The 26558-nt window shown below is 71.7% G+C and carries 23 protein-coding genes; 19 read left to right on the forward strand and 4 right to left on the reverse strand.

The window, feature by feature from the left end; translation table 11 throughout:
- Positions 1–394: 394 nt before the first annotated feature.
- The 7 genes from LXN57_RS37890 to LXN57_RS37920 all read left to right on the forward strand — a co-directional run bounded on the left by LXN57_RS37890 (position 395) and on the right by LXN57_RS37920 (position 10875).
- Positions 395–1918 (forward strand): amino acid permease, encoded by a 1524-nt coding sequence (locus tag LXN57_RS37890; protein ID WP_251803039.1) that lies wholly within the window; start codon positions 395–397, stop codon positions 1916–1918.
- A 59-nt stretch (positions 1919–1977) separates the two neighbouring features.
- Complete coding sequence (locus LXN57_RS37895; protein ID WP_251803040.1) at positions 1978–3324, forward strand: glutamine synthetase family protein; 1347 nt, start codon at positions 1978–1980, stop codon at positions 3322–3324.
- Between the two features lie 2 nt (positions 3325–3326).
- The gene (locus LXN57_RS37900; protein WP_251803041.1) at positions 3327–4697 is read left to right on the forward strand and encodes an aldehyde dehydrogenase family protein; all 1371 of its coding nucleotides are present in this window, start codon (positions 3327–3329) and stop codon (positions 4695–4697) included.
- Positions 4698–5462: a 3-oxoacyl-ACP reductase gene (locus tag LXN57_RS37905; RefSeq protein WP_251803042.1), complete on the forward strand. Its 765-nt coding sequence runs from the start codon at positions 4698–4700 to the stop codon at positions 5460–5462. It begins immediately after the preceding gene.
- Between the two features lie 295 nt (positions 5463–5757).
- Entirely contained in the window at positions 5758–6450 is a 693-nt protein-coding gene (locus LXN57_RS37910) for a gamma-glutamyl-gamma-aminobutyrate hydrolase family protein (protein WP_251803043.1), read from the forward strand.
- 15 nt (positions 6451–6465) lie between these two features.
- Complete coding sequence (locus tag LXN57_RS37915) at positions 6466–7215, forward strand: gamma-glutamyl-gamma-aminobutyrate hydrolase family protein (protein WP_251803044.1); 750 nt, start codon at positions 6466–6468, stop codon at positions 7213–7215.
- 141 nt (positions 7216–7356) lie between these two features.
- Positions 7357–10875 carry a SpoIIE family protein phosphatase gene (locus LXN57_RS37920; protein WP_251803084.1) on the forward strand — a complete coding sequence of 1173 codons (3519 nt, stop codon included), beginning with the start codon at positions 7357–7359 and terminating at the stop codon, positions 10873–10875.
- Here the strand turns inward: LXN57_RS37920 and LXN57_RS37925 are convergent.
- A complete protein-coding gene (locus tag LXN57_RS37925; protein WP_251803045.1) occupies positions 10865–11176 on the reverse strand; it encodes an STAS domain-containing protein in 312 nt (103 codons plus the stop codon). The genes LXN57_RS37920 and LXN57_RS37925 overlap by 11 nt on opposite strands.
- Before the next feature lie 132 nt (positions 11177–11308).
- On the opposite strand from LXN57_RS37925, the gene map reads away from it, so the two are divergent.
- Positions 11309–12166 carry a type I methionyl aminopeptidase gene (gene map / locus LXN57_RS37930; RefSeq protein ID WP_251803046.1) on the forward strand — a complete coding sequence of 286 codons (858 nt, stop codon included), beginning with the start codon at positions 11309–11311 and terminating at the stop codon, positions 12164–12166.
- Positions 12167–12268: 102 nt separating this feature from the next.
- On the opposite strand, the gene LXN57_RS37935 is transcribed toward map, so the two are convergent.
- From LXN57_RS37935 to LXN57_RS37945, 3 genes are read right to left on the reverse strand one after another with little or no spacing between them, the layout of a single operon-like run.
- Positions 12269–12994, reverse strand: a complete 726-nt coding sequence (locus LXN57_RS37935; RefSeq protein ID WP_251803047.1) for a nucleotidyltransferase domain-containing protein — start codon at positions 12992–12994, stop codon at positions 12269–12271.
- Positions 12995–13046: 52 nt separating this feature from the next.
- The gene (locus tag LXN57_RS37940) at positions 13047–13472 is read right to left on the reverse strand and encodes a ferritin-like domain-containing protein (protein ID WP_251803048.1); all 426 of its coding nucleotides are present in this window, start codon (positions 13470–13472) and stop codon (positions 13047–13049) included.
- Positions 13469–13939 (reverse strand): hypothetical protein, encoded by a 471-nt coding sequence (locus LXN57_RS37945; protein WP_251803049.1) that lies wholly within the window; start codon positions 13937–13939, stop codon positions 13469–13471. The genes LXN57_RS37940 and LXN57_RS37945 overlap by 4 nt, the downstream gene beginning before the upstream one ends.
- A gap of 177 nt (positions 13940–14116) precedes the next feature.
- On the opposite strand from LXN57_RS37945, the gene rimP reads away from it, so the two are divergent.
- From rimP to LXN57_RS38000, 11 genes are all read left to right on the forward strand, one after another.
- Positions 14117–14734 carry a ribosome maturation factor RimP gene (gene rimP / locus LXN57_RS37950; protein WP_251803050.1) on the forward strand — a complete coding sequence of 206 codons (618 nt, stop codon included), beginning with the start codon at positions 14117–14119 and terminating at the stop codon, positions 14732–14734.
- Positions 14731–15759, forward strand: a complete 1029-nt coding sequence (gene nusA / locus LXN57_RS37955) for a transcription termination factor NusA (protein ID WP_251803051.1) — start codon at positions 14731–14733, stop codon at positions 15757–15759. The genes rimP and nusA overlap by 4 nt, the downstream gene beginning before the upstream one ends.
- Positions 15760–15799: 40 nt before the next feature.
- Complete coding sequence (locus tag LXN57_RS37960; RefSeq protein ID WP_251803052.1) at positions 15800–16150, forward strand: YlxR family protein; 351 nt, start codon at positions 15800–15802, stop codon at positions 16148–16150.
- Positions 16151–16242: 92 nt separating this feature from the next.
- Positions 16243–19302, forward strand: a complete 3060-nt coding sequence (infB, locus tag LXN57_RS37965) for a translation initiation factor IF-2 (RefSeq protein ID WP_251803053.1) — start codon at positions 16243–16245, stop codon at positions 19300–19302.
- A 124-nt stretch (positions 19303–19426) separates the two neighbouring features.
- On the forward strand, positions 19427–20449 hold the full coding sequence (locus LXN57_RS37970) for a TRM11 family SAM-dependent methyltransferase (RefSeq protein ID WP_251803054.1): 1023 nt from the start codon (positions 19427–19429) through the stop codon (positions 20447–20449).
- Between the two features lie 76 nt (positions 20450–20525).
- The gene (locus LXN57_RS37975; RefSeq protein ID WP_221378648.1) at positions 20526–20819 is read left to right on the forward strand and encodes a DUF503 domain-containing protein; all 294 of its coding nucleotides are present in this window, start codon (positions 20526–20528) and stop codon (positions 20817–20819) included.
- A gap of 95 nt (positions 20820–20914) precedes the next feature.
- Positions 20915–21379, forward strand: coding sequence for a 30S ribosome-binding factor RbfA (gene rbfA / locus LXN57_RS37980; RefSeq protein ID WP_251803055.1), 465 nt, complete (start codon positions 20915–20917; stop codon positions 21377–21379).
- 164 nt (positions 21380–21543) lie between these two features.
- Complete coding sequence (locus LXN57_RS37985; protein WP_251803085.1) at positions 21544–22563, forward strand: DHH family phosphoesterase; 1020 nt, start codon at positions 21544–21546, stop codon at positions 22561–22563.
- A gap of 479 nt (positions 22564–23042) precedes the next feature.
- Positions 23043–24401 carry an MATE family efflux transporter gene (locus LXN57_RS37990; protein WP_251803056.1) on the forward strand — a complete coding sequence of 453 codons (1359 nt, stop codon included), beginning with the start codon at positions 23043–23045 and terminating at the stop codon, positions 24399–24401.
- A gap of 68 nt (positions 24402–24469) precedes the next feature.
- Positions 24470–25354: a tRNA pseudouridine(55) synthase TruB gene (truB, locus tag LXN57_RS37995; RefSeq protein ID WP_285904716.1), complete on the forward strand. Its 885-nt coding sequence runs from the start codon at positions 24470–24472 to the stop codon at positions 25352–25354.
- Between the two features lie 225 nt (positions 25355–25579).
- Positions 25580–26512, forward strand: a complete 933-nt coding sequence (locus LXN57_RS38000; protein WP_251803057.1) for a bifunctional riboflavin kinase/FAD synthetase — start codon at positions 25580–25582, stop codon at positions 26510–26512.
- The last annotated feature ends 46 nt before the right edge of the window (positions 26513–26558 follow it).

Here is a 26558-nt window from a genome sequence, read left to right on the forward strand (position 1 = left end):
GCGTGGCCGACGACACAGACTCTATTCCGATCACTCCCGGATTTCTAGGGCCGACGCTGTAGATTTTTTGGACAAATCGCAAAAGGTATTCGTGTTATCGCAGGTGACGGTTGGGGTGTGAGCGCGGCGGCGCGGGACGGGCGCAGGGCGCGGCGATGCCGCGTGAGAGAGAGGTGACCGCGCCCCGCGCCGCCGCGGGCCCGGGGCGCCGATGGCTGCTCCGGGGAACTCGCGAAGCCTGCCGAGGGCCCGCGTCTGGCTATGAGTGTGCGGCGGGCTGCCGTTCGCGGGCAACGCAATTAACGCTCCGCATTGACGTGCGTAACACAGCGGGGAGATCATCACGGCACGCCGTGGCCTCGGTCACAGCAACCCCTCGGTAAGGGAGCCGCACATGAGCGTCAACCCCGCACCCACCACCGACGAAGAACGCCTTGCCCAACTCGGCTATCAGCAGGAACTGCATCGCCGACTGTCCGGCTTCTCGAACTTCGCGGTCTCCTTCTCGATCATCTCCATTCTGGCCGGCGCCATCACCTCCTACGGCATCGCGATGACCGCGGGCGGCCCGATGGCCATCACCCTGGGCTGGCTGTTCGTCGGCGTCATGGTGACCTTCGTGGCCCTGGCCATGGCCGAGGTCTGCTCGGCCTATCCGACCGCCGGCGCGCTCTACTGGTGGGCGGCGGCACTGGCCAAACGCAACAAGCCCGCCTGGGCCTGGTTCATCGGCTGGTTCAACTTCCTCGGCGAGGTCGCCGTCACCGCCGCCATCGACTTCGGCGCGGCGATCACCACGTCGGCCTTCCTGAGCCTGACCTTCGACATGGAGGTCACCACCGGCCGCACGTTCCTGATCTTCCTGGTCATCATCATCGTGCACGGCCTGCTCAACACGTTCGGCGTCAACCTCGTCCGGGTCCTCTCGGACGTCAGCGCCTGGTGGCACCTGGTCGGCGTCGCGGTGATCGTGGGCGTCCTCGCGATCGTGCCGGACAACCACAAGCCGCTGTCCGAGGTCTTCACCGAGGTGCACAACGCCACCGGCTTCACCTTCGCCGGCGCCGGGGTCTACGCGGTGCTCATCGGTCTGCTGATGGCGCAGTACACCTACACCGGGTACGACGCGTCAGCGCACGTGGCCGAGGAGACGCACGACGCCGCCCGGGCCGCACCGCGCGGCATCGTGCTGTCCGTGGTGGTCTCGGTGATCGCCGGCTTCGTGCTGCTCACCGCGATCACCTGGTCGATCCAGGACTACGAGGCCGAGCGCACCACCGAGCTCGGACTGCCGCCCGCGCAGATCTTCATCGACGCCGCCGGGCACAACACGGGCACCTTCCTGCTCTTCATCTGCATGGTCGCGCAGTGGTTCTGCGGCATGGCCTCGGTCACCGCGAACTCGCGGATGTCGTACGCCTTCGCCCGGGACGGCGCTCTGCCCGGCTCGCGGCTGTGGAAGAAGGTCAACCCGCGTACGGGAACGCCGACCAACTCCATCTGGCTGTGCGTCACGCTGTCGACCCTGCTGGTGCTGCCGTCGCTGTGGAACACGACGGCCTACCTGGCAGCGACCTCGATCGCCGTGATCGGCCTCTACATCGCGTACGTCGGACCGGTGTTCCTGCGCCGGATGAGCCCCGACTTCCAGCCCGGACCGTGGAGCCTCGGCAAGTGGAGCGCGCCGATCGGGTGGCTCGCGATCGTCTGGGTGGTCGTCATCTGTGTCCTCTTCGTGCTGCCGACGGCCGGCCCGATCACCGCGAGCAACTTCAACTACACGATCTTCGCGGTGCTGATCGTGATCGCCTTCGCCACGATCTGGTGGTTCGTGAGCGCCCGCAAGTGGTTCACCGGGCCGAAGCAGAATCTGATCGAGAAGGCCGCGCACGGCGAAACGACGATGCCGACCGAATGATCGCCTGGGGCCGGGCGGGATCACCCCCGTCCGGCCTCCTCTCACAAGGGGACAACCTGATGGACCTCGAGGAACTGGACGTCTCCGTCGACAACGGGAGCATCGACACGGTGCTGCTGGCGCTGACCGACATGCAGGGGCGGCTGCAGGGCAAGCGGCTGCACGGCCGCTACTTCATGGACGAGGTGGTCAGCGGGGGCAGCGAGGGGTGCAACTACCTGCTCGCGGTGGACGTCGACATGAACACCGTGGACGGGTACGAGATGTCCTCGTGGGCCAGTGGCTACGGCGACTTCGTGATGAAGCCGGACTTCACGACCCTGCGCCGGGTGCCCTGGCAGGAGGGGACGGCGCTGGTGCTGGCCGACCTCGAGACGACCGGCGGCGAGCCCGTCTACGCGTCGCCCCGCCAGATCCTCCAGCGGCAGCTCGACCGGCTCGCCGGGCACGGCCTCACCGCGTACGCGGGAACCGAACTTGAATTCGTTCTTTACCGGGACACGTACGAGCAGGCGTTCGACAAGGGATACCGCGACCTGACCCCCGCCAACCAGTACAACGTGGACTACTCGATGCTCGGGACGGCCCGGGTCGAGCCGTTGCTGCGCCGCATCCGCAACGACATGTACGGCGCCGGACTGCTGCCCGAGAGCGCCAAGGGCGAGTGCAACCTGGGCCAGCACGAGATCGCCTTCCGCTACGCGGACGCGCTGACCTGCGCCGACAACCACGTGATCTACAAGAACGGGGCCAAGGAGATCGCCGCCCAGGAGGGCATGGCGCTGACCTTCATGGCCAAGCCGAACGCGCGCGAGGGCAACTCGTGCCACATCCACTTCTCGCTGCGCGGCGCCGACGGCAAGTCAGCCATGCTCGGCGACGGGCCGGCGCATCTCAGCGTGACCGGGCAGCGGGTGCTGGCCGGGCTGCTGGCCACGATGCGCGAGTTCAGCCTGCTCTTCGCGCCCAACATCAACTCGTACAAGCGGTACCAGCCGGGGTCGTTCGCCCCGACCGCGCTGCGCTGGGGCGTCGACAACCGCACCTGTGCGCTCCGGATCGCCGGCCACGGGCAGGGCATGCGCGTCGAGAACCGGGTGCCGGGCGGGGACGTCAATCCCTACCTGGCCATCGCGGCGCTGGTCGCGGGGGCGCTGCACGGGCTGGAGAACGAGCTCGAGCTGGAGCCGGAGACGCCGGGCAACGCGTACGAGGACGCGACGGCCGACCGCGTGCCGACCACCCTGCGCGAGGCCCAGCAGTTGTGGCTGGGCAGCGAGGTGGCGCAATCGGCGTTCGGCCCCGACGTGGTCGGCCACTACGCGAACATGGCCCAGGTGGAGCTGGCCGACTTCGACCGCGCCGTCACCGACTGGGAGCTGCGCCGCGGATTCGAACGCATGTGACCATGGGATCTGTGACGACTACTGACGTGATCAACCCGGCGACGGGCGCGGTCTTCACCACCGTTCCGTCGCTGGATCTGGCCGCGACCGACGCCGCGATCGAGCGGGCCCAGCGGGCGTTCCCGGCCTGGCGAGCCGTGGCGCCCGGCGACCGGGCCCGACTGCTGCGCCGGTTCGCGGCCGTTGTCGACGCGCACATCGACGAGCTGGCGGAACTGGAGGTGCGCAACGCCGGCCACACCATCGGCAACGCCCGCTGGGAGGCGGGCAACGTGCGCGACGTCCTCGACTACTACGCCGGAGCGCCCGAGCGGCTCAGCGGCCGCCAGATCCCGGTCGCCGGCGGTCTGGACGTGACGTTCCACGAGCCGCTCGGCGTGGTCGGCGTCATCGTGCCCTGGAACTTCCCGATGCCGATCGCCGGCTGGGGTTTCGCCCCGGCGCTGGCGGCCGGCAACACGGTCGTGCTCAAGCCGGCCGAGCTCACCCCGCTGACGGCGATCCGCCTCGGCGAGCTGGCGCTCGAGGCCGGCCTGCCCGAGGACGTGTTCCAGATCGTCCCCGGCAAGGGCTCGGTCGTCGGCCGGCGGTTCGTGACCCATCCGGCCGTACGCAAGATCTGTTTCACCGGCTCGACCGAGGTCGGCAAGGGCATCATGGCGGGCGCGGCCGACCAGGTGAAGCGGGTGACCCTGGAGCTGGGCGGCAAGAGCGCCAACATCGTCTTCGCCGACGCCGACCTCGAGAAGGCGGCCGCGAGCGCGCCGTCGTCCGTCTTCGACAACGCCGGGCAGGACTGCTGCGCCCGCTCGCGCCTGCTCGTGCAGGAGTCGGTGTACGACAAGTTCCTGTCGCTGCTCGAACCGGCGGTCAAGTCGTTCCGGGTCGAGGAGCCGTCGAACGCCACCGCCGAGATGGGCCCGCTGATCTCGGCCGGTCACCGGGCGGCCGTGGCGTCGTACGTCGAAGGGTCTGATCTTGCCTTTGCCGGTGCGGCGCCCCAGGGCGAAGGCTGGTGGTTCCCGCCGACCGTGCTGCTCGCCCACTCGACCGCCGACCGGCACTGGCGCGAGGAGGTCTTCGGTCCGGTGCTCTCGGTGCTGCCGTTCAGGGACGAGGCCGACGCCGTCCGGTTGGCCAACGACACCGAGTACGGGCTCTCGGGCTCCCTCTGGACCCGGGACCTCGGCCGGGCGCTGCGCGTCTCGCGGTCCGTCGAAACCGGAGCGCTCAGCGTCAACAGCCATTCCTCGGTGCGCTACTGGACCCCGTTCGGCGGCATGAAGCAATCCGGACTGGGTCGTGAACTGGGCCCCGATGCCCTCTTGTCCTTCACCGACGTCAAGAACGTATTCCTGGCCATGGGAGATTAAGTGGAGCGTTTGCAGGATCGCGTCGCCGTCATCACGGGCGCCGGCAGCGGAATCGGACTCGCCACCGCGCGGCGGTTCGCGGCCGAGGGGGCCAAGGTCGTCGCCGTCGACATCTCGGAGGAGGCCGGCCAGGCGATCGCCGCCGAGACCAAGGGCGAGTTCGTCGCGTGCGACGTGTCCGACGAGGAGCAGGTCAAGGCGCTCTTCGACGGCGTCGCCGAGCGCCACGGCCGGGTCGACATCGCGTTCAACAACGCCGGCATCTCGCCACCCGACGACGACTCCATTCTGGTCACCGGCCTCGACGCCTGGGAGCGGGTGCTGAAGGTCAACACGACGTCGGTCTTCTTCTGCTGCAAGTACGCGATCCCGCACATGCAGCGGCAGGGCAGGGGCTCGATCATCAACACGGCGTCGTTCGTGGCCCTGCTCGGCGCCGCGACCTCGCAGATCGCCTATACCGCGAGCAAGGGCGGGGTGCTGGCGATGACCCGGGAACTGGGTGTGCAGTTCGCCCGGGAGGGGATCCGCATCAACGCGTTGTGCCCGGGCCCGGTCGCCACCCCGCTGCTGATGGACCTGTTCGCCAAGGACCCCGAGCGGGCTGCCCGCCGTCTGGTCCACGTGCCGATGGGCCGGTTCGCCGAGCCCGACGAGATCGCGGCGGCGGTCGCGTTCCTGGCCAGCGACGACGCGTCCTTCATGACCGCGTCGCAGTTCGTGGTCGACGGCGGAATCACCGGCGCCTATGTAACTCCGCTGTGATTGTTTAAGACTCCGTTTACACGGGCACCCGTCCCTTACACCCGAATCGTCGGGTGCAGGGGTCGAATCCCTGCTCGCGCTGGTCGATCCCGGTGCGGGTGGGACAGAAGGACCCGGGCGCGGGGGGGGGGGGGGGGGGGGGCGCCCGGCCCCCCGCCCGGGGGGCCGGGGGGGGGGGGGGGGGCCCCCCCCCCCGGGGGCGCCCCCCCCCCCGCCCCCCCCCCCCCCCCCCCGCGCCCCCTTTTCTCAGCCGTTCCGCGGTTGATCCGAAACTTGATCTGGCTACGGTGACGAGATGCGTCCGATCATCGGCATCACGACCTATGTGGAAACGGCCACCTGGGGCATTTGGCGTGATTTGCCCACCACGCTGATCTCGCACGACTACGTGGCCGCGGTCATCCAGTCGGGCGGCCGTCCCGTGCTTCTGCCGGAGCACGAGGACACCGATGTGCTGGAGATGCTCGACGGTCTCGTGCTGGCCGGCGGCCCCGATCTGAGCCCCGAGTTCTACGGCGCCGAGCCCGGGCCGCTGACGGTCACATCACCCGATCGGGACCGGGCGGAAATGCTCCTCGTCCGGCGGGCGTTGGACACGGACGTACCCGTTCTTGGCATCTGCCGTGGCATGCAACTGCTCACGGTGGCCGCCGGTGGCACCCTGCACCAGCATCTGCCCGACGTTGTCGGTCATGAGAAGCACCGCCCGGCGCCCGGCGTCTACGGCGAGCACGACGCGTCGTTCCAGCCCGGCAGCCGCATCGCCGGCCTGATGGGTGACGACCTCGCCATTCACTGCTTCCACCACCAGGGCGTGGCCGATGCCGGAAAGCTCACAGTCACCGGGCGCGCCGAGGACGGCCTCGCCGAAGCAGTCGAGGATCCGGACCGAAGGTTTGTTCTGGGGGTGCAGTGGCACCCCGAAGTCGTTCGTGACGAACGGCTCTTCGGCGCGCTCGTCGCCGCGGCGCGCCGGCACCACAGCTAAGGAGGAAAGCACCACATGCGCAGGCCCCTCATCGGCATGACCGCGTACGCCCAGCAGGTCCAGTACGGCGGTAACGACCTCATGGCAGGCATGCTGCCCATGACGTATGTGCGAGCCGTGCACGCCGTAGGTGGCCGTGCGGTGCTGATCACCCCGGACGATCCCGGCGCGGACGTCCTCGACTCGCTCGACGGCATCGTCTTCAGCGGCGGCGGCGACATCGACCCGGCCTACTGGGGAGCCGAACGGCATCCGGCGACCGAGATCGACAAGGAGCGGGACGACGCCGAGATCCTGCTCATGCGGGCCGCGCTCGAGGCCGACCTGCCGCTGCTCGGCGTCTGCCGGGGCATGCAGGTGATGGCGGTGGTCGGCGGCGGCTCGCTGCACCAGCACCTGCCCGACGTGATCGGCCACGACCGGCACCGCGCCGCGGCGGGCACCGACCCGTTGGCCGCGGACGCCTCCGCCTACGGGCGGCACGACCTGATCACCGAGCCCGGCTCCATCGTGCGCGGGCTGCTGGGCGGGCACACGATCGTCAACTCGTTCCACCACCAGGCTGTCGACGACCCGGGCTCGTTCACGCCGACGGGCTGGTGCCCCGACGACCGGGTCATCGAGGCCCTGGAAGATCCGGACCACGCGTACGCGGTGGGCGTGCAGTGGCACCCCGAGCGCACGAGCGACCTCCGTGTCTTCGCCGGTCTCGTGGAAGCGGCGGCCCGGCGTTCCGGATTGAAGCCGCAAGCCTTCGCCGCCTGACCGCCGGCGCGCCGGGGTCGCGCCGCGATGTTACGGTGCTGAACCGAACCGATTGGTCCAACGAGCGGGAGGGTCAGGGGCGTGAGCTCGGACGACGTCCTTCCGGGCCGGCTCCGCGCGGCCTTCGAGCGGGGCGGCGAGATGGGCCGCCGCATGCTCGAGCTCGACTGGTCGGCCAGCCCGATCGGGCACCCCGCCGGGTGGCCGCCGGAGTTGCAGAGCGCGGTGGCCACGATGCTCGCCTCGCGGGCTCAGATCGTGATCTTCTGGGGCCCGGAGTACTGCGCCCTCTACAACGACGCCTACATCCCGGCTGTGGGCGACAAGCACCCCACTTTCCTGGGGCGCCCCGGCAGCGAGATGTGGGCCGAGGCGTGGTCGGTGCTCAAGCTCCTGTTCGACGGGGTACGGGCTGAGGACGAGGCGTTCTGGGCGGCCGATCATCCGTTCATGCTCGATCGGCACGGCTTCCTCGAAGAGACGTACTTCGACATCTCGTACGACCCCGTCCGCACCGCGGACGACCAGGTCGACGGCATCTTCTGCATCGTCTCCGACACCACCGGGCGGGTGCTCGGCGAGCGGCGGGTGCGCACGCTGAGCGCGCTCGGCTCTCGCCTGGCCGACTCGCCCGACCAGGCGGCCCTGGCGGCCGAGGTGTCGGCGGTGTTCGCCGAGAACGCGGCCGACGTCCCGTACGCCGAGCTCGTCCTCGTGGACGACGGGAACGAGCCCGGGCCGCTGCACCCGGTCGTGCGCCGGGTGATCGACACGGGGGAGCAGGCGACGGCGACCCTTCGCGAGATCGCCGATGCGCCGCCCTCGGCCGCCGACCGGGCGCTCGTGCTGCCGGTCAGCGTGGGCACGCAGCGGGCCGGCGCGCTGGTCGTCGGGGTCAGCCGCTATCTGGCGCTGAGCGGCGGCTACCGCGACTTCCTGGAGCTGGCGGCGGCGCAGATCTCGCGGGCCGTGGGCAACCTGCGGGCGTACGAGCAGGAAAGGGCCCGGGCTGTCGAGCTCGCCGCCCTGGACCGGGCGAAGACCAACTTCTTCTCGAACGTGAGCCACGAGTTCCGTACGCCGCTGACCCTGATCCTGGGCCCGCTGGAGGACCTGCTCGACGACCCCGCGCTGCCCGCCGGGCAGCGCGAACGGCTCCTGCCCATGCAGCGCAACGGCTTGCGGCTGCTCAAGCTGGTCAACACCGTGCTCGACTTCTCCCGGCTCGAGTCGGGCCGGCTGCGCGCCGCCTACCAGCCGACCGACCTCGCCGACTACACAGCCCGGCTGGCCAGCACGTTCCGTTCGGCTGCGGAACGGGCCGGCCTGGTGCTCACGGTCGACGCGCCGCCGCTGCCCGCGCCGGTCCACGTCGACCGGGAGATGTGGGAGAAGATCGTCCTCAACCTGCTCTCCAACGCGGTGAAATTCACCCGCCAGGGTCGCATCGAGGTCCGCGTCCGGGCCACCGACCGCGGGGCCGAGCTCACCGTGCACGACACCGGCGTGGGCATCCCGGCCGACCAGCTGCCGCTGCTCTTCGACCGTTTCCACCGGGTCACCGGGGCCTGGTCGCGCAGCCACGAGGGCACCGGCATCGGCCTCGCCCTGGTGCGCGAGCTGGCCGAGCTGCACGGCGGCTCGGCCTGGGCCGAGAGCGAGCCCGGCGAGGGCAGCGTCTTCACGGTCACCGTCCCGTTCGGCACAGCCCATCTGCCGGCCGACCGCCTCTCCGGCGGCGGCGAGCGCGTGGTGGCCGAGTTCGACAGCCGCCCGTACGTCGAGGAGGCCGAGCACTGGTGGACCGGCGACGAGCCGGCGCCGTTGCCCGGCCCGCCGTCCGATGTGACCGGTCGCCGCCGCGGCCGCATCCTGCTGGTCGACGACAACGCCGACCTGCGCGACCACCTCGCCCGGTTGCTGCGCCCGTTGTGGGACGTCACCACCGCGGTGGACGGCCGGGCCGCCCTCGAACTGGCCGAGCGCAACGAGTACGACCTGGTGCTGACCGACGTCATGATGCCCCGCCTGGACGGCTTCGGCCTGATCGCCGCCCTGCGCGCCGATGAACGCACCCGGCAGATGCCCATCGTGGTGCTCTCCGCGCGGGCGGGTGAGGAGGCGTCCAGCGAAGGGCTCGCCGCCGGCGCCGACGACTACCTGGTCAAGCCGTTCTCGGCGCGCGACCTGACCGCCCGGGTGCGGGCCAACCTCGACCTCGGCCAGGCCCGTCGCGAGATCATCAGCCGGCTGCGCGGGCTGGTCGACACGGCCGTCGCGGTGAGCACCGTGCGCACCACGGCCGAGGTGCTCGACATCGCCGCCCGGCACGTGCGCGACATGACCACGGCCGGCCGCGTGGTGGTCACCGTGCCCGGCGCCCGGGCCGAAGTGGACGCCGGCGCCGACCCCGCGACCCGGCCCGACGTCGTGCTGCCGCTGCCCGACACGTCCGGCGCGACCGTCGGCGAGCTGCGGGTGTGGGCCTCTCCGCAGGGCACCCCGGAACCAGCGGTGCTCACCCAGCTGGCCCGCATCATCGGGCTGCGGCTCGAGAATGCCCGGCTCTACGAGGCCGAGCACCGGATCGCCAGCACCCTGCAGCACAGCCTGTTGCCGCAGACCCTGCCCCGGGTGCCCGGCGCCGTCGTGGCCAGCCGCTACCTGCCGGGCAGCTCCGAGGCCGAGGTCGGCGGCGACTGGTACGACGTGATCGCCGCCCCCGGCGAGCAGGTGTTCCTGATCATCGGGGACGTGGTCGGCAAGGGCGTGCAGGCGGCGGCCGGCATGGGCCAGCTGCGCAACGCGCTCCGGGCCTACATCCTCGAGGGCTTCGACTGCGGCGATGCCCTGACCAGGCTCAACCGGCTGGTCGACAACCTGGGCCGGCGGCAGTTCGCGACCGTGGTCTGCGTGCGCTTCGACCCGCGGCAGCGCCGGCTGCACTACTCGTCGGCCGGCCACCCGCCGCCGGTGCTGGTGCCGCCGGGCGAGGCCGGCTCGTTCCTCTACACCTCGGCCCTCGGGCCGCCGATCGGTGCGCTCACCGACGTGGAGTATCCGACGCTCAGGGCCGACGTGCCCGGCAACTCCCGGCTGCTGCTCTACACCGACGGCCTGGTCGAGGACAGGCAGACCGGCATCGACGCCGGGCTGGCCGAACTGATCAGCGACGCCGCCAAGCCCGCCGAGCACGTCGAGGACCTGCTGGACGCGCTGCTGGCCAAGGCGGCCCGGCGACCCCGGCGGGACGACATCGCGCTGCTCGCGCTCGAGGCGACCGAGCCGCGCGAGTTCGTGCTGCGGCTGCCGGCCGAGCCGACCCGGCTCAGCGTCCTGCGCCGCCGCCTCGACGACTTCCTGCTCGGCAACGACGTGCCCGAGGCGGATGTCTTCGACCTCACCGTGGCGGTGTCGGAGGCAGCGGCCAACGCGATCGAGCACCCGGTCGACCCGGCCGAGGCGAGCATCACGGTCGAGGCCGCGGTGACCGACGACTCGGTGGTCGTCACCGTGCGGGACACGGGCCGCTGGCGGCCCAGCGCGTCGGGCGGCTTCCGCGGACGGGGACTGGCGCTGATCGGCGCGCTGACCGAACTGTCGGTGGTGCGGTCGGGAGCCGGCACCGCGGTGACGTTGCGGCGGCGGCTCAGTCGCTGAGCCAGGGCTGGGTCGACAGCCCGGAGATCTCGAGCACGCGGTGCACCTGCGGCGACGGGAGCACGGTCAGCCGGTCGCCGTAGTGCTCGGCCAGCCGGAGCAGCGCGTGGATCGCGGCCGAGTCGAAGAAGCTGACCGCCCGCAGGTCGATCGTCGCCGCGGGCCGGCCGTCGCGCGTGCCGGTCTCGAACATGGCGTCGGCCGTGGACATGTCCACCTCGCCGGTGACCGTCACGACGACCCGGTCGGCCTCCACTGCCGACGTGGCCGTGAAGTTCTGGTCCGCCCGTTCTTGATCCACGCTGACACGATTACACAGGGGCCCGGGAGCGGCAAGAACCGGTCGATCGGCCTCAACAGAGCCGTTATGGTGCGGCGGTCGCCACAACCGGCGTCGACGGACCGGCCGTGGCGCCCGCTATAGGCTGAGGGTATGACCGTTCGCGCCCCACTGGCGCCGGGACAGCAGTCGCCCTGGCGGGCGGTCCCGGCGCAGATCGTCCGCCCCGAATACGTCGGCAAGAAGCGCCCTAAAGAGTGGCGCGGATCGCACGTGCAGACCCCCGAGACCATCGAGAAGATGCGGGTCGCGGGGCGGCTGGCGGCGCAGGCCACCCAGCTCGCCGGTGAGCACTGCAAGCCCGGTGTCACCACCGACGAGATCGACGCCGTGGTGCACGAGTTCCTCTGCGACCACGGGGCCTATCCGTCCACCCTGGGCTACAAGGGCTTCCCCAAGTCGTGCTGCACCTCGCTCAACGAGGTCATCTGCCACGGCATCCCCGACTCGACGGTGCTCGAGGACGGCGACATCATCAACGTCGACGTCACGGCCTACCTCGACGGGGTGCACGGCGACACCGACGCCACCTTCCTGGTCGGCGAGCCCAGCGAAGAGGCCCGGCTGCTGGTCGAGCGCACCCATGAGGCGATGATGCGCGGCATCAAGGCCGTCGCGCCGGGCCGCCCGATCAACGTCATCGGCCGGGTCATCGAGTCGTACGCCCGTCGCTTCGGCTACGGCGTGGTGCGTGACTTCACCGGCCACGGCATCGGCGAGACGTTCCACTCCGGGCTCTACATCCCGCACTACGACAATCCGCGTCTCGACACGGTGATGGAACCGGGCATGACCTTCACCATCGAGCCGATGATCACCCTCGGCGCCTACGAGTACGACGTCTGGAAGGACGGCTGGACGGTGGTCACCAAGGACCGCCGGTGGACGGCGCAGTTCGAGCACACCCTGGTGGTCACCGACGACGGCGCCGAGATCCTGACCCTGCCGTGACCCCGGTGCGGGAGCACCACCACCACGCCGACGTCTCCGGCGGCCGGCTCGTCGTTCGTGTGCTTCGCCGTGGGCGCGCTCATCCCGCTGCTCAAGGTTGAATCATTCGAACAACAGGGCCAGGTTGCCGTCGACCGGCTTGCCCCGGGCGGTCAGCTCGCCGGCCTGTTCCTTGAGCACCCCGCCCAGCTCCTGCACGTCGGCGCCGGCCAGGCCGGTGCGCCTGACCGCATCGGCCGCATTGCGGAAGTACGTGCGGGTGAGCAGGCCCGCGACCAGGGCGGCATGCAGCCGGGACTCGGCGATCATCACGAGCGCGGTGTCGGTCTCGTACCACTCGGCCAGGCGTACGGCCCGGCTGTGCGCGGCCGCGGCGATCTGCCAGTCGTGCCGGGCCAGGCCGCTGAACTCGGGCGGACGGGTCTCGGCGAGCCGGCCCAGGTGGGCGTCGCGCTGGCGGGCGAACCAGCCGTCCGGGTCGAGCAGCCCGCGGGTGGTGACGAACCGCTCCGCCTCCAGCGGCCAGCGCGGGGTCAGCTGCCGGGCCTGGCGCAGACCCTCCTCACCGGTCACCACGCGCAGGTCGACCAGGACGCCGTCCACCTTGCGCAGCACGGACCGGGGGCCGGCGCCCGGCCGGTAGGTGACGACGGTCAGGTTGACGTCGCTGCCGTCCCGGTCGTCGCCGTGGGCCAGCGAGCCGTGCACGCCGATCGCCTGCACCTCGGCCCGCCAGCGGTGCTCGATCACGTCGCGCAGCCGGGTGGCCAGGCGGCCCCGCGGGGAGGTGAAGTCGATCTCGTCCTGCACCCCGTCATTCTCGGGCATCCATGCGTATCCGGTAGGTCTACGGCGCGTAGCTAGGAAAGGACCAAAGCCGTCATTCGGGGCGGCCGGGGAACGCCAGCGTCGCGGGAGTGACCTCGGCCAGGCGTCGCCAGCGGGTGGCTCGCACGGCGGCCTCGGTCATCGCGGCCAGAGCTGTGCCGCGGTCGTTGCCGGTTGTCACGGCCAGGACCGGCCGCCACGACTGGGTCACGCCGTCCTCGACCTGGATCGCCAGCTTGAGCGCGCTCGCCCGGTCGGTCACCGGGAACGGCAGTTCGTAGCCGGCCGGCGAGGGGGCGGAACTGGCCTTGAGCTGCGACAGGCGGGCCACCAGGTAGTCGCGGCGGCCACGATGGGCCTGCTCGGCCGCGCGCGCCTCGGTCTCGTCGCCCCGGCTGTTCAGTCGGACGCCGATCACTCCGTACGCGTAGATCGCGGCCTCTTCGGCGGCGAGCGCGGCTCCCAGTTGCGGGTTCACCGCAGCGCCTCGGCGTGGGTGGCCCGGCACGCGGCGATCGACCCGACGAGCGCGGCCCGTTCGGGTGGGGCGGCCTTGCACGCGGCTGTCGCGGACTTCTGTCCCGCCTGCTCGGCCGTGCGCAGCGCGGCGATCGTGGTGGCAGCGGCGCCGGCAGGCCCGCTCGCGACCGAGCTCGTCCCGGTCGAGGGCAGCGCCCGGCCGATCACGCCGGCCAGTTCGGCGGCGTGGGCCCGGTGGTCGTCGGCCAGGGGAGTGAGCCGCGAGGCCAAGCCGGGCTGGCTCAGGATCGCCCGATCGTAGGACGCGGCCAGCGCCAGCGCCTCGTCGAGCAGCGGTTGCAGCGGGTCGGGCGCCTCGGGTGGCGCGGGGTCGTCGTCGAGGAGTCCGCAGCCGCTCAGGCCGGCGGTGGCGAGGCCGGCCGCGGCGCCGAGCAGCCGTCGCCGGCTGTGTCGCGTCACACTCATCCGCACCGCGCCAGTCAACACCATGGGCCACGCGCCATGACCTGCGGATGGCGCGGAAACGGTGCGGCGCTGAACCGGCGCGCGGCGCAGCGCGTTACGCTCTGTCTCAGCCGCGGGGCTGTCCGGCCCGGCGGCATACAGTCGTTTGTCCAATTCTTGAAAGAGGGTCGAGCACCGATGACGCAGCGTGGTGGTCGCGCCGGCGCCCGGCCTGGACAGAAGCCCGGGGCACGGCGCCGCCGCGAGGACGAGGAGCCCCGCGTCCCCGCCGCCCCGCGCGTCGACCTGACGGCCGCCCGGGCGCGGGTGCGCGCGGTGATCGAACCCGTCGTCGCCGCGGCCGGTTACGACCTGGAAGACGTCGCCGTCGCCCGGGCCGGCCGCCGCCACGTGGTGCGCGTGCTGGTCGACACCGACGGCGGCATCAGCCTCGACGACGTGGCCGTCGTCTCCCGCGAGATCTCGGCCGCGCTCGACGCGGCCGAGGAGTCGGGGGGCGAGGTGCTCGCCGGCGAATACCAGCTCGAGGTCGGTTCGCCGGGCATCGACCGGCCGCTCACCCTGCCCCGCCACTGGCGGCGCAACCGCGGCCGGCTGGTCGCGGTCAACGGGCTGACCGGCCGGATCGTCGAGGCCGGCGACGAGGGCATCGTGCTCGACGTCGACGGCAAGCCCCGCGAGCTGCGCTTCGACGAGCTGGGCGCGGGCAAGGTGCAGATCGAGTTCAAGCGGCTGGACGAGGCCGATTTCGGCGACGACGACGAAGACGACGACGAAGGGGAGGGCGGGGAATGAACATCGACCTCGCGGCGCTGCGCGCCCTGGAGCGCGAGCGGGAGATCCCGTTCGAGACAATTCTGGCGGCCATCGAGACGGCGCTGCTCACCGCCTACCGGCACACGGAGGGGGCGCAGGGCCACGCCCGCGTCGAGATCGACCGCAAGACCGGCGTCTCCTCGGTGCTGGCCCAGGAACTGGACGCCGACGGCACGGTCGTGCGCGAGTGGGACGACACCCCGCACGACTTCGGCCGCATCGCCGCGATGACAGCCAAGCAGGTCATCCTCCAGCGGCTGCGCGAGGCCACCGACGAGCAGCACTTCGGGGAGTACGCGGGCCGCGACGGCGACCTGGTCACCGGAATCGTGCAGGCCGACGCGGCCCGCGCCGAGAAGGGCATCGTGCTGGTCGACCTCGGCAAGATCGAGGCCGTGCTGCCGCTGTCCGAGCAGGTGCCGGGCGAGGCGCCCTACCAGCACGGCTCCCGGCTGCGGGCAATCGTGGTGCACGTTGTCAAGGGCTTCCGCGGCCCCCAGGTCACCCTCTCGCGGTCGCACCCGGCCCTGGTCAAGAAGCTGTTCGCGCTCGAGGTGCCCGAGATCGCCGACGGCACGGTCGAGATCGCCGCGATCGCCCGTGAGGCAGGTCACCGCACCAAGATCGCGGTGCACTCGAAGGTGCCCGGGGTCAACGCCAAGGGCGCCTGCATCGGCCCGATGGGTCAGCGTGTCCGGGCTGTCATGAGCGAGCTGCAGGGCGAAAAGATCGACATCATCGACTGGTCGGAGGATCCGGCCCAGTTCGTCGGCAACGCGCTCTCGCCGGCCAAGGCGCTGCGGGTCGAGGTGGTCGACGCGGCCAGCCGTACGGCCCGGGTGACCGTGCCCGACTTCCAGCTCTCGCTGGCGATCGGCCGCGAAGGGCAGAACGCCCGGCTCGCCGCCCGGCTCACCGGCTGGCGCATCGACATCCGCCCGGACAACGAGCCGGCCGCCCCCTCCACCTCGGCCGACCGTGATGCGGCCGAGGCGGGAAGCTGACCGGATACGCGTTCCGGACGCACGAGGAGTAGACTTTCGAATGGTCGGCTCGACGCGCGCTGTTTTTTGGCGGACGTGTGTCGGTTGTCGCAAGCGGGCGCCGGCCTCCGAGTTGATTCGGTTCGTCGCGGCCGGTTCCGGGGTTGACCTCCGGCTCCAGCCCGATCCGGGCCGCCGACTGCCGGGCCGGGGAGCGCATCTGCATCCCGATCCGGCTTGCTTCGCGCTGGCGGAGCGGCGCCGCGCCTTCGGGCGGGCGCTGCGACTCACCGGTGTTGCTGACACCGGTTTGCTGGCCGAGCACATCCGTGCGGTCATACCGCACGGAACGACCGATGACGTGACCATGGTGGCCACGTCACGACCCAGCAAGGTAGGACGACCAAGATGAGCACACGATGAAGTCCCTGAAATGAACAGGCTTCTAGTGCACGAGTGAGGTCGTTGCGGGTGCGCTCGCACGACCTCGAAGTGAGGAGTGCAGTGCCAGGAAAGGCCCGCGTACACGAGCTCGCGAAGGAGCTCGGGGTCGACAGCAAGACCGTTCTCGCCAAGCTCAAAGAGATGGGCGAGTTCGTCAAGTCCGCATCCAGCACGGTCGAGGCCCCGGTGGCCCGGCGGCTGCGTGGTGCCCTCGAGGCAGGTTCCGCTCCGGCGGGTTCCGCCCCGTCGGCGCCCAGCGCACCCGCGCCCGCCTCCGCCCGTCCGGCTCCGCCGAGCGCCCGGCCTCAGCCGCCGCGCCGGCCTACGGCTCCGGCCGCGGGAGCGCCCAGCGCCCCCACGTCTCCGGCCCCGTCACCCGGTCCCTTCGCCAGTCCTAAGCCGTCGGCCGTCCGGCCGGGTCCCAGGCCCGGTCCGGTCGCCAAGCCGGCGAGCGCCCACGACATCGAGGTCGCGGCGGCCGAGGCCCGTGCCTCGGCCCTCAAGGCCGAGCAGGAGGCCGCGGTCAAGGCCGCACAGGCCGCCCGCACCCGCGACGCCGAGCGTCGCGCCCAGCAGCCGCCGGCCGACGGTGGCTCGCGTCCGCGCACCGGCCCCGGCCCCGGTTCGGTACCGCCGCGTCCGGGTTCCCCGGCCGCCGGCCGTCCCGCGGCTCCCGGTGCTCCGGGCGGTCCGCGTCCCGGCCCCGCCGGTGGCGCCCCGCGTCCGCCGCAGCGTGGTCCCGGTAACAACCCGTTCGGGGTGTCCGGCGGTGGGGCTCGTCCCACGCCCGGCGCGCCCCGGCCCAACCAGCCCGGCATGCCGCCGCGGCCGAGCCCGGCGTCCATGCCGCCGCGGCCCAGCCCCGCGTCCATGCCCGCGCAGCGCCCGGCCGGTCCCGGCCGCGGCGGTCCCGGCGGTGGCGCCGGTCGTCCCGGCGGTCCCGGCGGCGGTCGTGGCGGTCCCGGTGGCGGCGGTGGCGGCTTCCGTCCCGGCGGCGCTGGTGGCGGCGCCGGCGGTGGTGGCTACCGTGGCGGCCCCGGTGGCGGCGGCGGTGGCGGTGGCTACCGTGGCGGCCCCGGTGGTGGCGGCGGTGGCGGTGGCGGCTTCCGTCCCGGTGGCGGCGGCGGTGCTCCGGCTGGTGCCGGCGCTCCCGGTCGCCCCGGTGGTGGCGGTCGCGGTCGTGGCGGCGGTGCCGCGGGTGCCTTCGGGCGTCCCGGTGGCCGGCCGACCCGCGGTCGCAAGTCGAAGAAGCAGCGGCGTCAGGAGTTCGACAACCTGTCGGCTCCGCAGATGAGCTCGGGCGCTCCGCGTGGTCAGGGCCAGGAGATCCGGCTCTCCCGCGGCGCGTCGCTCTCCGACTTCGCCGACAAGATCAACGCGAACCCCGGCTCGCTGGTCCAGGAGATGTTCAACCTGGGCGAGATGGTGACGGCGACGCAGTCGTGCTCCGACGACACGCTGCTGCTGCTCGGCGAGCACCTGGGCTTCACGGTGAGCATCGTCAGCCCCGAGGACGAGGACCGCGAGCTGCTCGCGCAGTTCAACATCGACCTCGACGCCGCGGTGGACGAGAGCCGGCTGGTCACCCGGCCGCCGGTCGTGACCGTCATGGGTCACGTCGACCACGGTAAGACCAAGCTGCTCGACGCGATCCGCAAGACCAACGTGGTCGCCGGCGAGGCGGGTGGCATCACCCAGCACATCGGCGCCTACCAGGTGCACTACGAGCACAACGGCGAGGACCGGGCGATCACCTTCCTCGACACCCCGGGTCACGAGGCGTTCACCGCCATGCGTGCCCGTGGCGCCCAGGTGACCGACATCGTCATCCTGGTCGTGGCGGCCGACGACGGCGTGATGCCGCAGACGGTCGAGGCGTTGAACCACGCCAAGGCGGCCGAGGTGCCGATCGTGGTCGCGGTCAACAAGGTCGACAAGCCGGACGCCAACCCGGACAAGGTGCGTCAGCAGCTGACCGACTACGGCCTGCTCGCTGAGGAGTACGGCGGCGACACGATGTTCGTCAACGTCGCGGCCAAGCCCGGCATCGGCATCGACGAGCTGCTCGAGGCGGTCCTGCTGACCGCCGACGCGTCGCTGGAGCTGACCGCTCCGATCGACGGGCCGGCGCAGGGCGCCGTGGTCGAGTCGCACCTCGACAAGGGCCGCGGCGCGGTCTCCACCGTGCTCGTCCAGAAGGGCACGCTGCGGGCCGGCGACTCGATCGTGGCGGGCGGCGCGCACGGCCGCGTCCGCGCCATGCTCGACGAGAACGGCAACACCGTGGCCGAGGCTCTGCCGGCTCGTCCGGTGCTGGTCCTCGGTCTCACCTCGGTGCCGGGCGCGGGTGACACGTTCCTGGCCGCCGAGGAGGACCGCACGGTGCGGCAGATCGCCGAGCAGCGGCAGGCCCGCCGCCGCGCGGCGAGCTTCGCCAACTCGCGCACCCGGGCCACGCTCGAGAACCTCATGGAGCAGCTCAAGGAGGGCGAGAAGACCTCGCTCACCCTGGTCATCAAGGGCGACTCGTCCGGTTCGGTCGAGGCCCTCGAGGACGCGCTGTTCAAGATCGAGATTCCGGACGAGATCCAGCTCAAGGTCATCCACCGCGGCGTCGGTGCGATCACCGAGAGCGACGTGAACCTGGCGTCGGCGTCCTCGGACGCCACCGCCACGATCATCGGCTTCAACGTCCGGGCCTCGAACAAGGTCAAGGACATGGCCGACCGGGCGAACGTGGAGATCCGCTACTACAGCGTGATCTACCAGGCCATCGAGGAGATCGAGGCCGCGCTCAAGGGTCTGCTCAAGCCGGAGTACGAAGAGGTCGAGCTGGGCACGGCGGAGATCCGCGAGGTCTTCCGCTCGTCCAAGATCGGTCTCATCGCCGGCTGTCTGGTCCGTACCGGTCTCATCCGCCGCAACGCCAAGGCCCGCATCCTGCGGGACGGCACCGTGGTGGCCGAGAACGTCACGATCAGCTCGCTGCGCCGCTTCAAGGACGACGCGACCGAGGTCCGCGAGGGCTTCGAGTGTGGTCTGACCCTGAGCGGCTTCGGCAGCCCGCAGGTCGGCGACGTGATCGAGACCTTCGAGATGCGCGAGAAGCCGCGCGCGTAACGAGAAGAGCATCACGAACGGCCCCGGCGCTTTACCGCGCCGGGGCCGTTCCCTTTCCCCGCGTCTCCCGGTCTGCGCCGCCCCGCTGGCGGGCGGCCGGTGCGGGCTCGGCAAAATGGCCTCCATGCCCCGGTACGCCTTACTGCTCGCGCCCTCCGCCAACCGCGTCTACGCCGACCAGGCAGCCCGGCTCGCGACCGCCGAGCTGGCCGCCTTCGGCTCCGCGCTCTCCTCGGGCCTCGACGACATCGACGTCACCACGCTGGGCGGCGTCGAGTGTCTGGCGTTCACCGGCGACCTGACCGTCGGCGACGTCGCCTACCTGTCCAACCTGTCCGCCGCCTACGCCCTCTTCGAACGCCCCGATGACGATCACCTGCGGCCGGTCATGATGACGCCCCTGGCCCGCTACGACAGCGACCTGATCACCATCCCGAAGTACGCGGGCAAGACCAACGAGCAGTTCACCAAGCTCGTGCTCAACCTCACGATCCTGGCCTCGGCGTCGGCCGGTCGGATGCTCGACGGCGGTCTCACCGTGCTCGACCCGCTGGCCGGCCGGGGAACGACCCTGAACCAGGCACTGATGTACGGCTACGACGCCGTCGGTGTCGAGATCGACGGCAAGGACGTGGAGGCGTACAAGCTCTTCCTGCAGACCTGGCTCAAGCGGAAGCGCCTCAAGCACACGGCGGAACTCGTGCCAGTGCGGCGGCAGGGCAAGCGGGCCGCCCGGCGGCTCGAGGTGACGATGGCGGCCAGCAAGGACGACCACAAGGCCGGGGCGGTGCAGAAGCTGGTGGTGTTGCAGGCCGACACCACCCAGCTCGACGGGTTGCTGCGCGGCGGGGTGGCCGACGTGCTGGTGGCCGACCTGCCCTACGGGGTGGCCCACGGGTCGTACGACGACACCGGCGGCATCTCGCGGCGGCCGCTCGACCTGCTGGAGCGTGCGGTGCCGCAGTGGCTGCCGTTGCTGCGCACGGGCGGGGCGCTCGGGTTGTCGTGGAACACCAAGGTCGCGCGGCGCGAGCTGGCCGAGGACATCCTGCTCGCCAACGGGCTCGAGCTGGTGCCCCAGCTGCCCCTCGCGCACCGTGTCGATCAGGGCATCGAGCGTGACGTGCTGATCGCCCGGGCGGCCTGAACCGCGGGTTCTCCCGGCCGCACGGCCGCGGAAATCCGGTGAGAAATGTCGTAGCCCCGCTGTAATCTTCGCTGCGATGTATACGGAAACCGCAGTGTTCGACCTACTTCTGCCGGGCGACTCCCGCTCGCTGAAGCAGAAGCGCTCCTACGTCCGCCCGATCGTCGCGATGCTGAAGAAGTTCGAGGTCAGCGTGGCCGAGGTGGGCTTTCACGACCTGCACGGGCGGGCCCAGATCGGGGTGGCGGCGGTGGCCGCCGACCCGGCCCAGGCCCGCGCCGTCATCGACACCTGCGAGAACCAGGTGGCCGGCCGGCCCGAGATCGAGCTGCTGTCGGTCCGGCGCCGCCTCCACGGCGAGGACGACTGACACGCACGCGTTCGGCCCCGCGGTCACGTGGGTACGCTTCACCAGTTGGGCGGGGGTATTACGGACCCGCGGGCACACAGTCGGAGGTGGGCGATATGTCGGACCCGGCCAAGACGCGTCGGCATGCGGAACGCGTACGGGAACTGGTGGCATCGCTGGTACGGGAGATCAAGGATCCCCGGCTCGGCATGGTGACCATCACCGACGCGCGGATCACCGGCGATCTGCGCGAGGCGACGGTCTTCTACACGGTGCTCGGCGACGCGACCGAGCAGGCGGCCACCAAGGCGGCGCTCGAGAGCGCCAAGGGCATGCTGCGCACGCGGGTCGGTCACGCGCTGGGCCTGCGGCACTCGCCGAGTCTGGCCTTCTCGCAGGACAACGTGCTGGACCACGCCAAGGAAATGGAAGATCTGCTGGCCGAGGCCCGCCAGCGCGACCAGGAGGTCCAGCGCCTGGCGGCCGGCAAGCAGTATGCGGGCGACGCCGACCCCTACAAGAGCGAGGACGACGAGGACGACTCCGCCGAGCGGGTCGGGGCCCGCGAGGACCAGGGGTGACGTCCTCTTCCGTGACGCGGCCCGGCGTCGAGCCGGGCCGCATTCCCTCCGCCCCCGAACCCCGCGAGCCCGCAGGCGCCACCTCCAGTGCTCCGGCCGGGTTCCCCGGCTCGGTGTCCGGGGCTCCGGCCGCCTCCGCGGGCCTGTCGCCGGCCCCTGCGGACGTGTCGCCGGTTGCCTCCGCCGGCTCGTCGCCGGTCGCCGAGGCTGACTGGGATGCCGCCGTCGCGGCGATCCGGTCGGTCGCGCTCGACGCCGAGGTGCAGTTGATCTGCCACGTCAACCCCGACGGGGACGCGCTCGGCAGCATGCTCGGCTTCGCGCTGGGCCTGCGGCGTCTCGGCTTCACCCGGTTGCGGGCCACCTTCCCCGGCGAGTTCGACGTGCCCGAGCCCTACCGGGCCCTGCCCGGCTCCGAGCTTCTGGTGCCCGAGCCGGGGGCCTACGCGGCGCCGGCCCTGATCCTGATCTTCGACGTGGCCGCCGAGTCCCGCCTGGGCGGGCTGGCCGACCGGCTCGACGGCGATGCCCCGGTGGTCGTGCTCGACCATCACGCGTCGTTCACCGGCTTCGGCGACGTCAGCCTGGTCGACCCGGCCGCGGCCGCCACGTCGGTGGTGGCCGACGAGTTGCTGACCCGCCTCGGCGTCCCGCTCGACGCCGAGATCGCGGAATGCCTCTACGTGGCGCTGACCACCGACACCGGCTCGTTCAAGTTCGTGCGCTCGCCCTCGGTCCACTCGCTGGCGGCCCGCCTGATCGCCACCGGCATCAGCCCGGCCGAGATCGCCCGCCGCACGTTCGACACCCGCCCGTTCGGCGCGATGAAGCTGGCCGGCGAGGTGCTGGGCCGCGCGGTGCTCGAACCGTCCGCGGCCGGCGGCCGGGGCCTGGTCTGGACGTACGCGACGACAGCCGACCTGGAACGTCACGGCCAGCGTCCGTACGTGCTCGACGCGCTGATCGACCCGGTGCGCGGGGTGGCCGAGGCCGACGTCGCGGTGGTGATCAAAGAGCTCACGCCCGGCGAGTGGGCGGTCTCGCTGCGCTCCAAGGGCGGCGCGGACGTCAGCGCGGTCGCCGCGGCCCTGGGCGGCGGCGGCCACCGGCTGGCCGCGGGCTTCACCGGTCACGGCACTCCCGAGGACGTGATCGCCCGGATTCGCCCGCTGCTGGAGGCCTGACTTCCTGTTCCGCTCACGCCCGTCCCGGCCCATCGGCCGGGGCGGGCGTTCGCGTTGTCGGGTATCGGCTCCCGTCCCGCTTGGTGGGAAGCGCACTCCAGAAGGCGGAACTGAACGATAGTTTTGGTTCCTGAACGGTGATTTGGTTTTGCGCGGCCGTGACCACCGCCCGCCGCGGAACCTCGAGCCACCCGGGTCCACCGACTCGGGCTGAGTCACCCGTGCCAGGCGCCCGGCGATCCCGGGCCGGCCCACGTGACGCCCGCTCGACCGATCTTCAGGACGCGTGTCGTCGTACCGCGTCCCCCACCGTGGAAGGACCACGATCATGGCCGCGAAGCCGAAGCCCCCGACCACCGACGAAGCCCGCGAGCAGGCGCGCCGCGCCCTGCAGACCTCGATGGACACGCGTCAGTAGGTTCGGGTAAGCACTCACCTGAATTGCAGTCCTTACGGCTGGGCGGGCATCATGAGCAACCATGAGCCCGCCTGCCCAGCCGGCCGCTTCCAGCGAGCCTGACCCGACCCTCTTGGGCCGTACGCCTTCCGTCTCCACGCGGCGGATCGCCCAACTGGCCCTGCCGGCGCTCGTCGTGCTGGCCGCCGAGCCGCTCTACGTGCTCGTCGACACCGCCGTGGTCGGGCACCTCGGTTCCGTGCCGCTCGCGGCCGTCGCCGTCGGTGGCACGATCATGTCGGTCGCCGCCTGGCTCGGCACACTCATGGCGTACGGCACCACCGGCCGTGCCGCCCGCCGCTTCGGTGCGGGGGACAGGGCCGCCGCGGTCGCCGAGGGAGTCCAGGCCTCCTGGCTCGCCCTCGGGGTGGGTGTGCTGCTGGCTCTGCTCGCCCAGCCCTTCGCCGGCCCGCTCGCACAGGCCCTGTCCGGCGACCCCGCCACCGCCGGGGCCGCAGCCACCTGGCTCCGGGTCGCCGCCCTCGGCGCGCCGGGCCTGCTGCTCGCCGCGGCCGGCAACGGCTGGATGCGCGGCGTGCAGGACACCCGGCGGCCGCTGATCTTCGTGCTCGGCGCCAACGTGCTCTCGGCCGTCCTGTGCCCCGTGCTCGTCTATCCGGTCGGTTGGGGGCTGACCGGTTCGGCCGTCGCCAACGTGGTCGCGCAGACCGTCTCCGGCGGCTTCTTCCTGCACGCGCTGATCCGCGAGACGAGGCAGCTGCGCCCCGATCCCCAGGTCATGGCCCAGCAGCTCAGCCTCGGCCGGGACCTGCTGATCCGCGGGGCGGCGTTCCAGGCCTGCTTCCTGTCGGCCACCGCCGTCGCCAGCCGGTTCGGGGTCGAATCCGTCGGCGCCCACCAGATCGCCCTCCAACTGTGGTTCTTCAGCGCGCTCGCCCTCGACGCGGTGGCGATCGCAGCCCAGTCACTGGTCGGTGCGGCGCTCGGCGGCGGCCGCGACGACCAGGCGCGGGCGGTGGCCCGCAAGGTGACGATCGCGGGCGGCGTGGCCGGCGTCGCGTTCGCGCTGCTGGCCGCGGCGGGCAGCAGTCACATCCCGGGTTGGTTCACCCCCGACGCCGGCGTGCACGACCAGGCCGCGGTCATCTGGCCCTGGTTCATCGGGCTGATGCCGTTCGCCGGCGTGGTCTACGCGCTCGACGGCGTGCTGATCGGCGCCGGGGATGTGCGCTTCCTGCGCAACATCACGCTCGCGGCGGCCCTGCTCGGCTTCCTGCCGGCCATCTGGATCGCGTACTTCTTCGACCTGGGCCTCGGCGGCGTCTGGGCCGGCCTCGCCCTGCTGATCCTGATCCGCTTCGTCACGACCGTGTGGCGCTGGCGCTCCGGCCGCTGGGCCGTAGTCGGCGTCACCCGCTGAGCCTCACCGGTCCGGGCGCCGGGGTGCCGGGTCGTCGCCGTCACGCGGTGGGCTTCTAGGGTGGTCCGGTGAACACGGACGGACTTATCGTGGTGGACAAGCCCGCGGGAATGACCTCGCACGACGTGGTGGCCCGCATCCGGCGCCTGGCCAAGACCCGGCGCGTCGGCCACGGCGGCACCCTCGACCCGATGGCCACCGGCGTCCTGATCATCGGCGTCAACCGGGCCACCCGCCTTCTCACGTACGTCATCGGCTCGGCCAAGAGCTACACCGCGACCATCCGCCTGGGCCAGTCGACCATCACCGACGACGCCGCGGGTGAGATCACCGCCACCACCCCTGCCGGCCACGTGACCGACAAGGCGATCCGCGACGGCCTGGCGCACCAGCGCGGCGAGATCGATCAGGTGCCGAGCGCCGTCAGCGCCATCAAGATCAACGGTCAGCGTGCCTACAAGCGGGTCCGCGAGGGCGAGGACGTCCAGATCCCGTCCCGCCGGGTGACCATCTCCCGCCTCGAGGTGCTGGACATCCGCCGTCCCGACGACGCCTCCGTGGACATCGACATCGACGTCACGTGCTCCTCCGGCACGTACATCCGAGCCATCGCCCGCGACTTGGGAACCCTGCTCGAAGTCGGCGGCCACCTGACCGCCCTGCGCCGCACCGCCGTCGGCGACATGGCTCTCTCCGAGGCCCGCACGCTCGAACAACTCGAGGAGTCGGCCCCCGACGTGGTGTCTCTGCCGATGGCCGAGGCCGCCCGCCAGGCGTTTCCCCGGCGCGAGGCGACCGCCGACGAGGCCCGGGTGCTCAGCCACGGCGGCCCCCTCGAGCCGGTCGGCATCAGCGGGCCGTACGCGGTGTTCGCCCCGACCGGCGAGGTTCTGGCCATCGTCTCCGAACGCGAGGGCAAGGCGCGGGCCGAGATCGTCCTGGCACCCGCCTGACCTCGGTGTCAACGTGGCGTCGCCCGTCTGTGGAAAGCGGATGTGCGCCTCGCCCGCTCTGTGGACAATCGCCCGCCGCCCGCTTGACAGCGATACCGTCCCCTCCTCTTTCCCCAGGGAGGGTGGGGGCTCGGGATGGAACCGGCTAACCCCTAGCACGAGGCTGGGCGCGGTGGGGGCGTCGATACGCTGGGTCCGTTGGCTTCGGGCCGGGAGGGCTTTGACATGCAGCGGTGGCGGGGATTTGAGGCTGTTCCGGGGGGATGGGGACGGTCGGTCGTCACGATCGGGGTGTTCGACGGGGTGCACCGGGGGCATCAGGCGATCATCGGGCACGCCGTGAAGCGGGCCCGTGACCTGGGGCTGCAGTCGGTGGTGGTCACGTTCGACCCGCACCCGGCCGAGGTGGTGCGGCCGGGGTCGCACCCGGCGGTGCTGACCGAGCCGGTGCGCAAGGCCGAGCTGATCGAGCAGCTCGGCGTCGACGCGCTCTGCGTGGTCCCCTTCACCCCGGCGTTCTCGCAGCTCAGCCCCGAGGCCTTCGTGCACGACGTGCTGGTCGAGGCGTTGCACGCGGCCGTCGGCGTGGTGGGGGACAACTTCCGGTTCGGGCACCGTGCGGCGGGGGACGTGGGGCTGCTGGGGCGGCTGGGAGTGTCGTTCGGGTTCACGGTCGAGGACGCGCCCCTGGTGTCGGCGGACGGGCTGGTCTTCTCGTCGACGTACATCCGCAGTTGTGTCGACGCGGGGGACGTGCGGGCGGCCGCCGCGGCGCTGGGACGGCCGCACCGGCTGGGTGGCGTGGTCGTCAGGGGGGATCAGCGGGGGCGTGAGATCGGCTTCCCCACCGCGAACCTGATGGTGCACCGCTACGCGGCGGTGCCCGCCGACGGCGTCTACGCGGCCTGGCTGATTCGCGGCGGCGAGCATGCCGCCCGGCTGCCGGCCAGCGTCTCGATCGGCACGAATCCGACATTCTCCGGGCGCGAGCGGCGGGTGGAGGCCTACGTGCTCGACTTCAGCGGCGACCTGTACGGCGAGCGCGTCAGCCTCGACTTCGTGGCCCACCTGCGCGAACAGCGCACCTATGACGCGATCGAGCCGTTGGTGGCGCAGATCCGCGACGACGTCGACCAGACCCGCGCGTTGCTTCATTGACCCCCTGGTAGGGTTGACACGACGTTGGCTTATCCAACGACCGGTC

The sequence above is a fragment of the Paractinoplanes hotanensis genome (assembly GCF_023717965.1).
Lineage (GTDB): Bacteria > Actinomycetota > Actinomycetes > Mycobacteriales > Micromonosporaceae > Actinoplanes > Actinoplanes polyasparticus.

What these genes read in the sequence shown, in the direction of transcription:
- nusA (WP_251803051.1), top strand. Translation starts at nt 14,731, where the DNA reads ATGAACATCGACCTCGCGGCGCTGCGCGCCCTGGAGCGCGAGCGGGAG.
- LXN57_RS37920 (WP_251803084.1), top strand. Translation starts at nt 7,357, where the DNA reads ATGGGCCGCCGCATGCTCGAGCTCGACTGGTCGGCCAGCCCGATCGGG.
- LXN57_RS37945 (WP_251803049.1), bottom strand. Translation starts at nt 13,939, where the DNA reads ATGAGTGTGACGCGACACAGCCGGCGACGGCTGCTCGGCGCCGCGGCC.
- LXN57_RS37910 (WP_251803043.1), top strand. Translation starts at nt 5,758, where the DNA reads ATGCGTCCGATCATCGGCATCACGACCTATGTGGAAACGGCCACCTGG.
- rimP (WP_251803050.1), top strand. Translation starts at nt 14,117, where the DNA reads ATGACGCAGCGTGGTGGTCGCGCCGGCGCCCGGCCTGGACAGAAGCCC.
- LXN57_RS37895 (WP_251803040.1), top strand. Translation starts at nt 1,978, where the DNA reads ATGGACCTCGAGGAACTGGACGTCTCCGTCGACAACGGGAGCATCGAC.
- map (WP_251803046.1), top strand. Translation starts at nt 11,309, where the DNA reads ATGACCGTTCGCGCCCCACTGGCGCCGGGACAGCAGTCGCCCTGGCGG.
- LXN57_RS37970 (WP_251803054.1), top strand. Translation starts at nt 19,427, where the DNA reads ATGCCCCGGTACGCCTTACTGCTCGCGCCCTCCGCCAACCGCGTCTAC.
- rbfA (WP_251803055.1), top strand. Translation starts at nt 20,915, where the DNA reads ATGTCGGACCCGGCCAAGACGCGTCGGCATGCGGAACGCGTACGGGAA.
- LXN57_RS37990 (WP_251803056.1), top strand. Translation starts at nt 23,043, where the DNA reads ATGAGCCCGCCTGCCCAGCCGGCCGCTTCCAGCGAGCCTGACCCGACC.
- LXN57_RS37900 (WP_251803041.1), top strand. Translation starts at nt 3,327, where the DNA reads ATGGGATCTGTGACGACTACTGACGTGATCAACCCGGCGACGGGCGCG.
- LXN57_RS37975 (WP_221378648.1), top strand. Translation starts at nt 20,526, where the DNA reads ATGTATACGGAAACCGCAGTGTTCGACCTACTTCTGCCGGGCGACTCC.
- LXN57_RS38000 (WP_251803057.1), top strand. Translation starts at nt 25,580, where the DNA reads ATGCAGCGGTGGCGGGGATTTGAGGCTGTTCCGGGGGGATGGGGACGG.
- LXN57_RS37915 (WP_251803044.1), top strand. Translation starts at nt 6,466, where the DNA reads ATGCGCAGGCCCCTCATCGGCATGACCGCGTACGCCCAGCAGGTCCAG.
- LXN57_RS37935 (WP_251803047.1), bottom strand. Translation starts at nt 12,994, where the DNA reads ATGCCCGAGAATGACGGGGTGCAGGACGAGATCGACTTCACCTCCCCG.
- LXN57_RS37890 (WP_251803039.1), top strand. Translation starts at nt 395, where the DNA reads ATGAGCGTCAACCCCGCACCCACCACCGACGAAGAACGCCTTGCCCAA.
- LXN57_RS37960 (WP_251803052.1), top strand. Translation starts at nt 15,800, where the DNA reads ATGGTCGGCTCGACGCGCGCTGTTTTTTGGCGGACGTGTGTCGGTTGT.